A 12,775-nucleotide genomic window follows, 5' to 3' on the forward strand; every position below is an offset into this window, starting at 1 on the left:
CGGCCCACCCCGAGCAGCTGACCGCCCGTCGACTGCTGAAGCGGCGTACGCCGGTCGCCGAGCTGTGCTCCAGCTGCTCCACCCGCAGCCACCGAGGGCGAGCTCACCGCCGTGCGCGAGGAGACCGCACGGTCTGCGGTCCCGGGCGACGAGCGATTTCCCGACGGCACGGGCATACGCCTGACGTGAGACGACCCGCACGCCGACGCCGAGCCGTCCGCGTCATTCATCGAGAAGCCGCCGGCCTGTTCAGACATCGCCATCATCGCGTTCACGTCAGGCACCTCCGGCCGCCCCAAAGGGCGTCGCCCTGGCACACGGCAACCTGTGCTGGAACCTGGTCAACGGCCTTTCGCGATGGGCCCGGAACCGCTCGCGTGGTCATCTCCTACAGGGCCGGCCTACTGAGTTGGGTCGACCACGCGCTTTCCTCGGGCGTGGCCGGTCTCGACCGCGCGGTGGGCGTCCTGGACGGCGCTCAGCGGGTAGACCTGTTCGACCACCGGGCGCAGTTCGCCGCGGTCCACATACCCGACCAGGGTCTCCATGTCGTCGCGCCGCATCTTCTCGGACATGAAACGCATCCGGGGGCCAGGAAGCAGCACGGAGAGCAGGGCGTACGGCAGGCCCTTCATGGTCATGGTGACGGCGCGGCCTCCCCTGCGCACCATCCGGTGGTACTGACGCGCGGAGCCTCCGTGGCAGTCCACGAGCGCGTCGAACTCCCCTGTCAGGGCGCCAGGCTTGATCGAGTCGTAGTCGAGGACCTGGTCGGCCCCGAGCTCACGGCAGAAGTCGGCATTGCGGGCACTCGCGACGGCCGTGACGCTCGCGCCCATGGCCTTGCCGAGCTGGACGGCGGTGCTGCCGACTCCGCCGCTGGCGCCGACCACCAGGAGCCGCTGGCCGCTCTGCAACCGCAGCCCGTCCCGCAGGACCTGCAGAGCGGTGAGGCCGACGGCCGGCAGCGCTGCCGCCGAGACGAAGTCGATGGTCGTGGGCGCGGCCGACATCTGCTCCGGTTTCGCGACGAGGTACTCGGCGACGGCACCGGTCCTGCGCATGCGGATGCCCAGGAAGCCCCATACCCGCTGGCCGGGTTCCAGACCGTCGACGCCCGGGCCGAGCGCGGCCACCTCTCCCGCGTAGTCCACGCCGGTCCCGCGGGGGAAGGACCCCAGCCGGAGCCGTCGCAGCTGAGTGTCGATGGGATTGACGCCGGCCGCGTGCACCTTCACGAGTACCTGGCCTCGCGCCGGAGTCGGCACAGGGACATCGCGGATCTGCAGCACTTCCGGCCCACCGGAGCGGTCGATCTGAGCTGCTCTCATCGTACCGTTCGGCATGGTCATGCTCCTGTCTGAATTGTCGAACGCGATCGGCCACTGGCCAGGAGCGCGTTGCGGACGCCTCCTGCGGCTGCGGCCTTCTAGGGGTGGGTGCCTGCGGTCAACAGGGAGGCGGACCGGGCTTCGCCGCTTCACCACTGGCGAAGTCGGGGAGCGGGACGGCGGAGTTGTCGTCGGGGAAACGGGTTGGACTGAACCTGCTCTGTGGCACAGCGGTCCGCCCGGCGGGAGGTGGATCGCGGCGGTGTCAGACCGGGTCCTCGGTCTGGATGGTGCGGACCACGTCGAGCGCATCGTTGACGTGCTGGCCCGTGTTGGTCAGCGAGTTGAAGACATGCCGGACCGTCCCTTGACGGTCGATGACGTAGGTGACCCGGCCCGGGATGATGCCCAACACGCTGGGCACGCCGTAGTCCTTGCGTACCTGCCCCTTCTCGTCGCTCAGCAGCGTGAAGGGCAGGTTGTGCCGGGCGGCGAAAGCCGCGTGCTTGTCCACCGAGTCGGAACTCACGCCGATGACCTCGGCTCCGGCGTCGGTGAAGACCTCGTGGCTGTCCCGGAAAGCACACGCCTCAGCCGTGCAGCCGCGGCTTTCGTCCTTGGGATAGAAGTACAGGACGACCACCCCGTCGCCGAGCCGGTCGTACAGCCGGACCGGTGCACCGGATTGTGACGGCAGGGTGAAGTCGGGCGCTTTGTCGCCCGTTTGTATGCGACTTGCCATGTGTATCTGCCTCTTTTCTTCCGCCGCAGGCAGCAGACTGCTGCGGCTGTGGGTGGGGGGGAGATCGGGTGTACCGGCGGCGTAGGTGATGCCGAGACCGACCGCCCCTGCGTAGGGGACCTGAGTGGTGCCCGCTCTCCCAGGAAAGGCCGGCACGACTCACGCGGCACGAAAATGAAGCCGTAGCCGGGCCTGCGGTCATCCGCCGCGCGAACTGCCGCTGCCGCGCATCAGTCAGAGGGGCTCAGGGCGTGTCTCCGGGAAGGGCGTGGACGATCTCGGGCTTGTCGCGCTTGGTGTGGGCGGTCCAGTAGTGCTCGGCGATGGTGTCGGCCTCGGTGCCGGGGCCGCTGCCGATGAAGACGCTGATGGCCACGTGTGCGGCATGAATGCCGCGCTCGGCGAGCTCGACGTTCAGCGTCATCGCGTAGTTGCGCAGCGAGGCGGCGGCGATGCCGATGGTGGCGAAGCTGCCTCCCCTCGGCCGTACCGAGGAGCCACCGGTGGAGAACAGAAGGGTGCCGCTGCCGCGCTCCAGCATCCCTGGGAGTACCTGGCTCACGGCGGCGACGGCTCCGTAGAGGTAGTGGTCGATCTGTGGCTGAAGGTCCTCGGCAGTCGCCTCGGCGGCAGAGACACCGGCGAGGCCCCGGTCGGCGGGCGAGTACTCCAGCACGTCGATGGGACCGAAGCGGTCGGCTGCGGCGGCCAGTGCCGAGCGCACGGTGTCCGGGCGCATGACGTCGGCGGCGAAGGCGGCGGCCTCGACTCCGTCCGCCACGAGCTGCGCGGCAAGGGCTTCGACCTTCTCCTTGGTCCGGGAGATGAGGGCGACCTGGAAGCCTTCGGCTCCGAAGCGGCGGGCGATGGACAGCCCCATGCCGGGGCCTGCTCCGACGATGGCGATGACGGGCATGCGAGGAGCTCCTGTTCGAAGTGTGAGGAAGTGGCTGAGCGGAGGGGTACGACCGCCAGGGGTGGCTGCCGTGCACGGGACGTACGAGACGCCGACGGGCGCTTCGCGTCCGGCCGGTGCAGCCCGCCTCTAGGAGAATGTGCCGCCTGCGGGGCCCCGGACGGCGCCGTCGGTCAGTTCCTTCACCCGGTGTGCGGGCACCGGGATGCCCTCGACCGCGAGGAACCAGCTCGTGACCTCTTCCTGGCCGGCGCCCTCCGGCGGCTGGCCCGGGAGGTACGGCTGCACGTAGACCGCGGTGTTGGGTTCACTGCGCCAGCTGTCGGCGAGGGTTCCGATGTCCACCGTGTCGTAGCCGAGAGTGTCCAGCAGTCCGGCTGCCTCGGTCTTGGCGGTCGGGTCGTCGCCTGCGATGGGCAGGGCGCTGCGATCGGGGGCGCCGGCGGGGCGGGCGAGGGTGAGCAGGCTGCGGAAGAAGATGTTGTTGAACGCCTTGACCACATGGGAGTCCGCCAGATGGCGCTGTACCAGGGCGCTGGAGGTCAGCTCGTCGGAGTCCAGCTCCGCTATGTGGCCGTCGCGGTCTGGGTAGTAGTTCATCGTGTCGATCACGGTCTTGCCCGCCAGGGCGGCGGCAGGAAGCTTGTCGTAGGCGACCAGCGGAATGGTGGCCACGACCAGGTCGCCGACCCCGGCGGCCTCGGCCGGGGTGGCCGCGCGGGCAAGGGAGCCGAGTTCGCCGACGAGGTCGCTGAGCGTCTCCGGGTCCCGGGAGTTGCTGAGGACGACGTTCAGGCCGGCGTCGACGGCGAGGCGGGCCAATGTGCTGCCGATCATGCCGGCGCCGATGATTCCAAGGGTTTTCGTCACAGGTTCACGTCTCCTGGTAAGTCCGCAGAGAGGAGTGCCGAGTTGCCTGGCGGTACTTCGAATGGTCAGGGGCGGGCACCCGTCCGGGCACGTAGCGCAGACGCGACCCCATGACCGGGCCGAGCGCGAAGACGTCCTCGCAGGCAGGGCCTGCGGTACCCGCAGAACGACGTTCATCCCGGACTCCGGATGCGACTGGGCCGCGATCCACACCCGCCAGCAAAATCGAGGGGGACCTCATGTTCATGCGTCATCGTAGCAGCAAACATGAGGACCACCTCAGGTTGATCCTCTTGGGTATGCCCACTCATCGAGCACGCGGCGTAGCCGCGACCGGCCGTCCTCTGCGGCGTGGCACGCAGCGCAACCGGGACGCGCTGCTCGCGGCGGCTCGCGCGTGTCTGGCCGAGCAGGGCATCGAAGCCTCGCTGGAGCAGGTGCCCAAACGAGCGTGCGGCCATCGGTACGCCGTATTGCCACTTCCCACACGCCTCCACCTCGTGGGGCAGTGCCCGCCGACGGGACCGAGGCCTGGCGGGAGGCCGCCGCGATCTTCCGCGGCGCTCTCATCAGCGCGATCCGCGCCGCCGGCTACCGCTCTATCCCCGAGGGACGCCTCGGCCACGTGACCGCGACCGCCGCACTCGACGTCCACGGCTTCCTGTGACAAGGCCCGGCACCCCGCCGGAGTGGACATCAACGCCTCAAGGTCATGACGCCACCCTGCAAGAGCCTGTGCCGAACCCACCCCGGTCCCCGCCGATACAGGGCGGGACTCGGGCGGGCGGCATTCCTCGCAGCCCTGTCAGCGGGCCTTGAGCTGGTCCTTGTGCTCACTCACCCACTGGTCGAACGTCTCGACCTCCGGGTTGAGGACGCGTACCACATCCAGGTCACGGGCGCCGACGTACTCTGCGTTGAAGGCCTGCTTGAACTGCATCAGGTTGGCGAAGGTGTCGGCCATGGGCATGTCGAGGGCGCGCAGCGCGTCCAGCGTGTACGGCTCGTAGCGGACCTCCTCGCCCAGGAGACGGGCGAGGGTGTCAGCCATGTCCGCACCGGTGAGGTGCGCGTTGGCGACACCGACGGTGCGGCCGATGAACTCCGGGTGGGTGAAGATGCCGAAGGCGAACCGGCCGATGTTCTTCACCGACACGCCGGGCAGCAGGGCATCACCGATGGCGATGGTCAGCAGCAGCGCACCGTCGTCACCACGCCGCAGGAACATCGGGCCGAACAGGTTCTCCCAGAAGAAGCAGGTGCGCATGAACGTGGTGGGTACGCCCAGCTCGCGAAAGTAGCCGTCCGCCTCGCCCTTGGAGTCGGAGTTCAAGAGGTATCGGCCGCCCTCGAGCTTGACGAAGCGCGGGTCGTCGTCGGCGATCAGCCCGCGGGTGTCCTCCAGAGTCGACCAGACCACGTGCCGCACGCCGGCCTTCTTGACCGCGTCTGCCATGGCCTTGGCCTGCGCGGTCTCGCGGGCGGCATCGCCGTGCTCGTTGAAGTTGGTCACCAGGAACGCGCCGTGAGCGCCCGTGAATGCCGACTCCAGACTGCCCGGGTCGTCGGCGTCGCCGCGAACCACCTCAATGCCACGCGAGGCGAGGGCTTTCGCCTTCTCCGAGTCGGGGTTGCGGGTCAGGGCGCGGACCGTCAGGCCGCTCCCGGGGTGCTCCAGGATGGCCTCGACGAGGCTGCCGCCCTGCGCGCCCGTCGCGCCGACGACCGCAATGACCTTGTTCTCAGACATAAGACATTCCTTGGCTTCTGAGGTGATGAGCCCACCCTTGTCGAGGGCGGACAAGGAGAGTTGGGGTGCCGGCGCTGGTTATGGGAATCCCCGCACGCGCCGGCCGGCCTGCACCCCTGCGGCCAGCGCGAGGAGACGTCCTGGCCAGGGCGCATGAAGCCACCGGGCGCCACGTCGGGTTGCCCGGTCGAGCCGGCGCGCATGAACCTGGTTGGCTCGTCCAACTCCCGGACGGCGACCGGCTGTCCCGTTCCTGACCGGTGCTTCTGGACCAGTCACGGACCAGTCACGTCCGGCCGGAGCAGACCACCTCTAGTAGGAGAAACGGCCGCCTACCGGGCCCCGGACCGCGCCGACGGTCAGTTCCTTCACCTTGTGCGCGGGCACCGGGGCTCCGGAAGTCTCGCGGACCCAGCGCATGACCTCTTCCTGACCGGTTCCGAAGGGCGGCAGACCCGGGAAGTACGGGTACACGTAGACCGGGGTGTTGGGTTCGCTGCGCCAGCTCTCGGTCAGAGTGCCGATGTCCACCGTGTCGAAGCCGAGGGTGTCCAGCAGTTCGGTTACCTCGGCCTTGGCGCTCGGCTCGTCACCGGCGATGGGCAGCGCACTGCGATCGGGCGCCCCAGAGGGACGGGCAAGGGTGAGCAGGCAGCGGAAGGAAATGTTGTTGAACGCCTTGACCACATGGGAGTCGGCCAGGTGGCGCTGCACCAGGGCGCTGGAGGTCAACTCGCCGGAGTCCAGCTCGCTGATCTGGCCGTCGCGCTCGGGGTAGTAGTTCATCGTATCGATCACGGTCTTGCCCGCCAGTGCGGCGACAGGCAGCTTGTGGTAGGCGACCAGCGGAATGGTGGCCACGACCAGGTCGCCGGCCCGGGCGGCCTCGGCCGGGGTGGCCGCGCGGGCAAGGGAGCCGAGGTCGGTGACGAGGTCGCTGAGGGTCTCCGGGTCCCGGGAGTTGCTGAGGACGACGTTCAGGCCGGCGTCGACGGCGTGGCGGGCCACAATGCCGCCGATCGCGCCGGCGCCGATGATTCCGAGAGTCTTCGTCATGGGTCATGTCTCCTGGTAGGTCAACAGAGCTGGGTAGTGGGTCGTTGGGGCAGAGCTTCGAAGGGTGGGAGTGGGCCAGGCTCGATCACGCAGGGGCACATTCGAGGAGGCCGCCATCCGCTGGGCCCACAGAAACGCCGGCGGTCCTTCGACTCTTTCCCGGCGACGGCTGGGCCGGTCGCGAGACGTCGTCGCCGGCAGGAACTGCGCGGGAGGACGCTGGTCCGGACTCCGTATGCGACTGGCGACTTGCACTCCCGACCAGACAAGTCGAGGAGCCCCTCATGTTGCCCATCGTAGCAGCAAACATGAGGATCACCTCACGTTGGATATCCTCTTGGGTATGTCCACTCATCGAGCACGCGGCGCAGCCGCGACGGGCCGTCCTCTGCGGCGTGACGCGCAGCGCAACCGGGACGCGCTGCTCGCGGCGGCTCGCGCATGTCTGGCCGAGAAAGGCATTGAGGCCTCGCTGGAGCAGGTGGCCAAGCGAGCGGGCCTGGCCATCGGCACGCTGTACCGCCATTTCCCCACACGCCTCCACCTCGTGCAGGCGGTGTTCGCCGACAAGATCGAGGCCTGGCGGGAGGCCGCAGAGAAGGCCGTGGCCATGGACGACGCGTGGGAGGGGCTGTGTCTCTTCCTCGAGACGATGTGTGAACTCCAGGTCGGGGACAAGGGATTCCAGGACCTGGCTGCCATTCGGCTGCCGGAGACGGCGTGTCTGGCGGGGGCGCAGTCACGCATCTATGAACTCGCCGTCCGCATCGTGGAGCGCGCACAGGAGCAGGGAACGCTTCGTTCCGACGTCACTCCCGAAGATCTCACCTTCGTGATCTGGGCCAACGGAAGCGTCACCGAAGCCACTCAGGACGTCGCACCGGGGACTTGGCGCCGCTTCCTGCACCTGCTGCTCGACGGATTCCGCGCCGAGCGGGCGCACCCGCTTCCCCAACCGCCGTTGAGCAAGGACGAGTTGTACCGCGCCATGCTCCGACTCGACGGTAGGCGCGACTGCACTGGGTGAAAGACGGTTCACCGCGACCGCGCTCGAAGACCTGCGGAATCGACCGACGGCGTCCCCTCGCAGCACGACACCCGATGGGCGTACCAGCACACAAGTGGCGTGACGGGCGGCGTGCACCGCCGAGCGCCGCCCGAGGACGTGTTGGTGTTGTGACGCAGACGCGTCACCCCGTGAGGCGATCCACGAGTGCCTCATTCGGCGTGCCGTAGGCGATCGCAGCGACCAGCGCGGGCCGTGTGGCGCAGGTCGTCTACGAGGAATTCCGACTGCCGCACACCATGGGGCCATCCCCATAGTGCCCTTGATCACCAGCGTCCTTCTACGCCCCGTACGGACATCCGTCACAACGTACGGTTTCCAGGGACGCGAAGGCGATCGAGCGGGGATGAACTCCCCCATGGCGCCGAGGCAAGTCCGCACCGCGGCACTCGGCTGAGGCCGAACGCCTGCCGTGCCCACACGGAAATCGGCCTCCCGGCGGGCTCGGTCACCGCTGCCCTCAGCGACACACTGGCCCCGCTGGTCGTCGGCCGGGCGCTGCAGGGGCTGGCCGCCGGCGTCGTCCCGCTCGGCATCAGCATCATGCGCGACGAACTGCCCCCGGGGAGCGACTCGGCTCCGCCACCGCGTTAGCGCATCTCAAGGCGTGGGTGGTGCCCTCGGCCTGCCCGCCGCCGCGGCCATCGCGGACAACTTCAACTGGCACACGCTGTTCTGGGCCTCGGGCGCCGCAGACGCCCTCGCCACCGTCCTGGTGCTGGTGTTCGTAGCGGAGTCGAAGGTGCGTTCCGGCGGACGCTTCCATCTCATCGGCGCCATCGGCATGGCGGCCGGCCTGGTCTGCCGACTCCTCGCCGTTTCCTAGGGTGCCGGCTGGGGCAGCGGCACCACCCTCGGCCTTTTCGCCGCAGCCGTCGTGGTGCTGCTGCGGTGGGGTCTGTTCGAGCTACGCGTCAAGGAGCCGCTCGTGGACCCATGAAACATGCCCCGCTCCCGGGTGCCGTGCCCGTCAGGATCCAAGGCTTGCGGCGCGGTCGCGGTTGGCGCGGATTTCGTCGTGGTGGCCGGCGGCCCAGCCGATCAAGGACGTGACGATCTCGTGCAGGCCACGGCCCAGCGGGGTGAGGGTGTACTCGACGCGCGGGGGTACTTCGGCGTAGGCGGTGCGGGTGATCAGGCCGTCCTGGTGGAGCTGGCGCAGGGTGAGGCTGAGCATGCGCTGGGAGATGCCGGGGACCTGTCGTTGCAGGTCGGTGTAGCGCAGCGGGCCGGACTCGAGGACGGCGATCAGCAGCAGGCTCCATTTGTCGCCGATGCGGTCCAGGATCTGCCGAATAAATGCCATCTGGTCTGCGGGAATGGCTGCGCACGGCCCAATCGTCGCAGCTCCCCCGATGTCGGCCTCGCTGGTCGCGCCCATGACGCACATTCCTCTCCGGCACGCACACGGATGTGCCTTTTGCAACGGCCTCCATACTGGTCCATCATGGCGTTACGCACAAGTCGTAGGAATTGGAGCTCCATGGTGAGGGACTCCGCCAACGGCGCCCCCACCGCGGGCCGCCCGGCCGTGGTGGTCTCCGCCCGCGGTGGCGGCTACGGCCCCGGCGCCCCCACCGAGGGCAGGGACCACGCGGTCCCCACACTGGAGACCATCCTGGGCAGGTCCCACACACTCGGACTCGACGTGACCTCGGTGCCCCCCCAAGCTGACCAGGGCCCCCGCCGTCCCCGCGATGGCCGCCCTCATCCCGGCGCACGAGGCATCCCTGGCCACGGCACACGGCCAGGCCCGCCAACTGGCCAAGGACATCGACCAGTAGGCCGCCTGATCCGCCCCGCACGTCACTCGGTCAACACCACCGATCCTCCGAACCAACCTCTCCACGCAGTGAAGGAATGAACCCCATGCGCGTCACCGTCTTCGGCGGAACCGGCCCCACCGGCCTGCTCCTGATCAACCAGGCCCTGGCCGAGGACCACGAGGTCACCGCCTACGCCCGCACTCCCTCGAAACTGCCCACGCACGAGCGGCTCACCCCCGTCCAGGGACAGCTCAACGACGCCGCGGCCATCGCCGAGGCGATCCGCGGCAGTCACGCCGTGCTCAGCACGCTCGGCCCGACCACCAAGAAGGCCGACGCCCCACCGCTGGTCACCGGCTACCGCCACATCACCGCGGCCATGCAGGAACACGGCGTCGAGCGGCTGGTGGCGCTGGGCACGCCCAGCATCCCCGACCCGGCCGACGGCAAGGAGTTCAAGGTCGGCCTCACAGCCACCGCCGTCAAGAAGTTCGCGCCGGACGCGTACAACACCATCGTGACCATCGGCCACATCGTGCGCGAGTCCGGACTGAACTGGACCATCGTCCGCATCCCCTTCCTCTCCAACGGCCCGAAGACCGCCTCCATCAACGTCCGCAAGGTCGGCGACAAGGGAGGACTGCGCCTCTCTCGGGCCAACGCCGCCGCGTACTTCCTCCAGCAGCTCACCGACTCCTCCCAGATCGGCCGCGCACCGTTCATAACCGACAAGTAGGCACACCGTCGGCCATGCAACAGAACGCGGCTGCCGCCTGGCCACGCCCGGACATTCCGATCAGCCGGGGGTGGCTCGCCGATGGCTCCCAAGTCAGCCAGGCCCTGGAAGTCCCTCAGCGTCACTTACTGGCTCCAACAAAAGCTGTTGATCATGTGACTATCGGTGAGGTTTGTCGTTGGTCTGGTCGTGGGGAAACGGCAGTCGCGGCCGTGGATCGTGTCGGATGAACTGTGGTCGCTGATCGAGCCGTTGCTGCCCGAGCCGACGCCGAAGCTGGTCGAGGGCAGCCCTCGAGTGCCGGACCGGCAGGCACTGTGCGGGATTCTCTTCGTCCTGCACACCGGCATCCAGTGGGACTTCACTATCTGGTCGTACCGCTGCTCGATCAGCTCCCAGCGGATCGGCCTCGTCAGCGAGGCGCCGAGCGCCGGCCAGCCGGGCAGGGTGTCGTCGGGGCGGTACAGGCGGATGCTGCCGATGTTCTTCAGCCTCGGCGGCAGGCGGAAGTTCAGCAGTTCGGTGAAGGCGAACCCGACGACCGAGGCGCCGTGGGTGTCGACGTGGTTCGACCCGATCTCGGTGTCGGTGCAGTGCCGCAGCGCAGCCTCACTATCGCCGTGCTCGCCGGTCGCCACGATCGCCCGGATACCCATGTTCGTGCCCAGAGCGAAGAGGGCCAGCAGCAGACGGCGCTGGAGGACGTCACGCTCGATGCGCTCGTACGCGGCCACTGAGGAGAATTCCGCGGTGAAGCCGGTCAGAATGTCGGCGCTCTTCAGCACGTCCAGGATGTCGAGGACGCCCCAGCGGCGTGCGACCTCCCTTTTGAGGGCCGCCAGGCCGGTGGGCTCGGCCAGCGGCTCCAGCTTCGGAACCGTGATCCACGGCTCGCCCTTGCGGGTGGTGACCTTCAGATCAGTCGTACCCGCGCTGCCAGTCATCCCGTGAGCTTGACAGACGCCTTAGCTGTCGGCCTGGGCGCCTCGGACCGACGGTGCCGGCCACCGGACCGAGCCGCTGATGCGCAGTCGGGCGGACGTGGCCCTTCAGTCCTTCCTCTCTGGTTCCGCCGAGGCGGAGCACGCCTGACTGGCACGGAGCATGGCTTTGTAGAGCGCGCGGGGCTCGGGCGGGTCGGGCAGGGGGCCGCGGGCGGGGGCCTCGAAGGACTGGAGCATCAGAGCGACGACGCGTTTCCAGGCGTCGGGAGCGGCGTCGCCGGTGGCGTTGACGACACCGGCAGTGACCATGTGCATCAGCACCAGGTCCTCGGTGCTGAAGTCCTCACGCAGACGTCCGGCGGCCTTGGCGCGGCCGATGAGCTGGACGACTCCCCCGTACGCCTGGTCTCGGCGCTCCTCCAGAGCCTTGGCTGAGGGGAAGGTCATGGTCAGCACGTCGGCGAAGCCGTAATCGGCGGCCTGCATCGCGCAGACGGTTTCGATGAACCCCGCGAGACCCCGCCAGGGATCGGGGTCGTCGAGGGCGACGCCGACCGCGTCGACGTAGGCGTCCATACGGTCGGCGAAGACCGCGGCGACCAGCTCCTCCTTCGTCGGGAATCGGCGGAACAGAGTGGCGATGCCCACACCCGCCTCGCGGGCCACGGAAGACATGGAGGCATTCAGGCCGTCACGCCTGAACACCATGCGAGCGGCGGCGACGATCCGCGCGCGGTTGCGCTCGGCATCGCTGCGCAGAGGCGGTGCGGCAGGGTCATCGCTGGATCGGGCGCCAAGGTTCATGACACCCAGTCTACCAAACCGGAAGGCCCCATCCAGTTTCAGTGTTATCGTGGACACCGCGGAACCGGACAGGCCCTTCCGGATCGCGAATCAGACAGCCGTTCCCGAATCGAGCGACACCCGCGCCAAGGAGTTGATGATCATGCGCGCTGTGACATTGGCGCAGGTACCCGGCAGCCCCGAGGTGACCGAGGCGGAAGTGCCCCGCCCGGAGGCCGGTGAGGTGCTGGTGAAGGTGGCCGCCTCCTTGGTGAACGGGTTCGATCTGGGCACGGTGGCCGGATACCTGCAGGGCATGAGGGAGCACCGCTTCCCGCTGATCCCCGGCAAGGACTTCGCCGGCACCGTCGAGGCGGTCGCTGAGGGTTTCGCGGTCGGCGACGCAGCGTTCGGCGTGGTCACCAAGGCGCACCTGGGCACCGGTTCGATGGCGCAGTACGTCGCCGACGTGACCGCGCAGGTCCGGGCGATCGCCCCCGACGGCGTGGACGCGGTGCTGCACCTCGCCGGCGACCTCGCCGAGCTCACCGCGCTCACCCGCGACGGCGGCGCCGTCGCCTCCGCCCTCACCGTCCCCGAGGCCTCGGAGGACCGCAAACTACAGACCGCCCTGATCCGGTCCAACCCGACCGCCGACACCCTGTCCGCCCTCGCCGGGCAGGTCGCCGCCGGCGCCCTCACGGTGCCGGTGAACTCCGAGTTCGACCTGGAGCGTGCCCCCGAGGCGTTCGCCGCGTTCGGCGCCGGCACCCTCGGCAAGATCGCCATCACCGTCGCCTGACCAGTCCGTACCC

Annotated in this window: 12 protein-coding genes and 3 pseudogenes; 6 read left to right on the plus strand and 9 right to left on the minus strand. The window is 68.8% G+C overall.

From position 1 onward, the window contains the following. Positions 1 to 401 precede the first annotated feature (401 nt). The 4 genes from OG852_RS02580 to OG852_RS02595 all read right to left on the minus strand — a co-directional run bounded on the left by OG852_RS02580 (position 402) and on the right by OG852_RS02595 (position 3,859). Positions 402 to 1,346 carry an NADP-dependent oxidoreductase gene (locus tag OG852_RS02580; protein ID WP_330346926.1) on the minus strand — a complete coding sequence of 315 codons (945 nt, stop codon included), beginning with the start codon at positions 1,344 to 1,346 and terminating at the stop codon, positions 402 to 404. A gap of 250 nt (positions 1,347 to 1,596) precedes the next feature. Then, positions 1,597 to 2,073, minus strand: a complete 477-nt coding sequence (locus OG852_RS02585) for a peroxiredoxin (protein ID WP_133916578.1) — start codon at positions 2,071 to 2,073, stop codon at positions 1,597 to 1,599. Between the two features lie 244 nt (positions 2,074 to 2,317). Further along, positions 2,318 to 2,989 carry an SDR family NAD(P)-dependent oxidoreductase gene (locus OG852_RS02590; RefSeq protein ID WP_330346927.1) on the minus strand — a complete coding sequence of 224 codons (672 nt, stop codon included), beginning with the start codon at positions 2,987 to 2,989 and terminating at the stop codon, positions 2,318 to 2,320. Between the two features lie 129 nt (positions 2,990 to 3,118). Further along, positions 3,119 to 3,859 carry an NADPH-dependent F420 reductase gene (locus tag OG852_RS02595; RefSeq protein ID WP_330346928.1) on the minus strand — a complete coding sequence of 247 codons (741 nt, stop codon included), beginning with the start codon at positions 3,857 to 3,859 and terminating at the stop codon, positions 3,119 to 3,121. Positions 3,860 to 4,367: 508 nt separating this feature from the next. Between OG852_RS02595 and OG852_RS02600 the strand changes: the two genes are divergently transcribed. After that, positions 4,368 to 4,526 (plus strand): hypothetical protein, encoded by a 159-nt coding sequence (locus OG852_RS02600; protein ID WP_330346929.1) that lies wholly within the window; start codon positions 4,368 to 4,370, stop codon positions 4,524 to 4,526. A 138-nt stretch (positions 4,527 to 4,664) separates the two neighbouring features. Here the strand turns inward: OG852_RS02600 and OG852_RS02605 are convergent, their stop codons facing one another. Both OG852_RS02605 and OG852_RS02610 read right to left on the minus strand, forming a co-directional pair. Next, entirely contained in the window at positions 4,665 to 5,609 is a 945-nt protein-coding gene (locus tag OG852_RS02605; protein ID WP_133916575.1) for an NmrA/HSCARG family protein, read from the minus strand. Between the two features lie 312 nt (positions 5,610 to 5,921). After that, complete coding sequence (locus tag OG852_RS02610; protein ID WP_133916574.1) at positions 5,922 to 6,665, minus strand: NADPH-dependent F420 reductase; 744 nt, start codon at positions 6,663 to 6,665, stop codon at positions 5,922 to 5,924. A 343-nt stretch (positions 6,666 to 7,008) separates the two neighbouring features. On the opposite strand from OG852_RS02610, the gene OG852_RS02615 reads away from it, so the two are divergent. Both OG852_RS02615 and OG852_RS02620 read left to right on the plus strand, forming a co-directional pair. Continuing rightward, on the plus strand, positions 7,009 to 7,692 hold the full coding sequence (locus tag OG852_RS02615) for a TetR/AcrR family transcriptional regulator (RefSeq protein WP_133916573.1): 684 nt from the start codon (positions 7,009 to 7,011) through the stop codon (positions 7,690 to 7,692). Between the two features lie 471 nt (positions 7,693 to 8,163). Further along, positions 8,164 to 8,665 (plus strand): annotated as a pseudogene (locus OG852_RS02620) (MFS transporter); the annotation flags it as partial. A 36-nt stretch (positions 8,666 to 8,701) separates the two neighbouring features. Here the strand turns inward: OG852_RS02620 and OG852_RS02625 are convergent. After that, the gene (locus OG852_RS02625) at positions 8,702 to 9,112 is read right to left on the minus strand and encodes a winged helix-turn-helix transcriptional regulator (protein WP_330346930.1); all 411 of its coding nucleotides are present in this window, start codon (positions 9,110 to 9,112) and stop codon (positions 8,702 to 8,704) included. A 488-nt stretch (positions 9,113 to 9,600) separates the two neighbouring features. Here OG852_RS02625 and OG852_RS02630 point away from each other — a divergent pair, with 488 nt between their 5' ends. Next, a complete protein-coding gene (locus OG852_RS02630; protein WP_166663720.1) occupies positions 9,601 to 10,233 on the plus strand; it encodes an NAD(P)-dependent oxidoreductase in 633 nt (210 codons plus the stop codon). A gap of 216 nt (positions 10,234 to 10,449) precedes the next feature. Further along, positions 10,450 to 10,593: pseudogene (locus tag OG852_RS02635) on the plus strand (transposase); the annotation flags it as partial. 59 nt (positions 10,594 to 10,652) lie between these two features. Here the strand turns inward: OG852_RS02635 and OG852_RS02640 are convergent. Continuing rightward, positions 10,653 to 11,177: pseudogene (locus OG852_RS02640) on the minus strand (Tn3 family transposase); the annotation flags it as partial. Positions 11,178 to 11,282: 105 nt separating this feature from the next. Next, positions 11,283 to 11,981 (minus strand): TetR/AcrR family transcriptional regulator, encoded by a 699-nt coding sequence (locus tag OG852_RS02645; protein WP_133916570.1) that lies wholly within the window; start codon positions 11,979 to 11,981, stop codon positions 11,283 to 11,285. 142 nt (positions 11,982 to 12,123) lie between these two features. Between OG852_RS02645 and OG852_RS02650 the strand changes: the two genes are divergently transcribed. After that, positions 12,124 to 12,762: an alcohol dehydrogenase catalytic domain-containing protein gene (locus OG852_RS02650; RefSeq protein WP_330346931.1), complete on the plus strand. Its 639-nt coding sequence runs from the start codon at positions 12,124 to 12,126 to the stop codon at positions 12,760 to 12,762. Positions 12,763 to 12,775: the final 13 nt, after the last annotated feature.

The organism is Streptomyces sp. NBC_00582, assembly GCF_036345155.1.
Lineage (GTDB): Bacteria > Actinomycetota > Actinomycetes > Streptomycetales > Streptomycetaceae > Streptomyces.

Coding starts and splice junctions, on each gene's coding strand:
- OG852_RS02580 (WP_330346926.1), bottom strand. CDS start 1,346: ATGCCGAACGGTACGATGAGAGCAGCTCAGATCGACCGCTCCGGTGGG.
- OG852_RS02585 (WP_133916578.1), bottom strand. CDS start 2,073: ATGGCAAGTCGCATACAAACGGGCGACAAAGCGCCCGACTTCACCCTG.
- OG852_RS02590 (WP_330346927.1), bottom strand. CDS start 2,989: ATGCCCGTCATCGCCATCGTCGGAGCAGGCCCCGGCATGGGGCTGTCC.
- OG852_RS02605 (WP_133916575.1), bottom strand. CDS start 5,609: ATGTCTGAGAACAAGGTCATTGCGGTCGTCGGCGCGACGGGCGCGCAG.
- OG852_RS02610 (WP_133916574.1), bottom strand. CDS start 6,665: ATGACGAAGACTCTCGGAATCATCGGCGCCGGCGCGATCGGCGGCATT.
- OG852_RS02615 (WP_133916573.1), top strand. CDS start 7,009: ATGTCCACTCATCGAGCACGCGGCGCAGCCGCGACGGGCCGTCCTCTG.
- OG852_RS02625 (WP_330346930.1), bottom strand. CDS start 9,112: ATGGGCGCGACCAGCGAGGCCGACATCGGGGGAGCTGCGACGATTGGG.
- OG852_RS02630 (WP_166663720.1), top strand. CDS start 9,601: ATGCGCGTCACCGTCTTCGGCGGAACCGGCCCCACCGGCCTGCTCCTG.
- OG852_RS02645 (WP_133916570.1), bottom strand. CDS start 11,981: ATGAACCTTGGCGCCCGATCCAGCGATGACCCTGCCGCACCGCCTCTG.
- OG852_RS02650 (WP_330346931.1), top strand. CDS start 12,124: ATGCGCGCTGTGACATTGGCGCAGGTACCCGGCAGCCCCGAGGTGACC.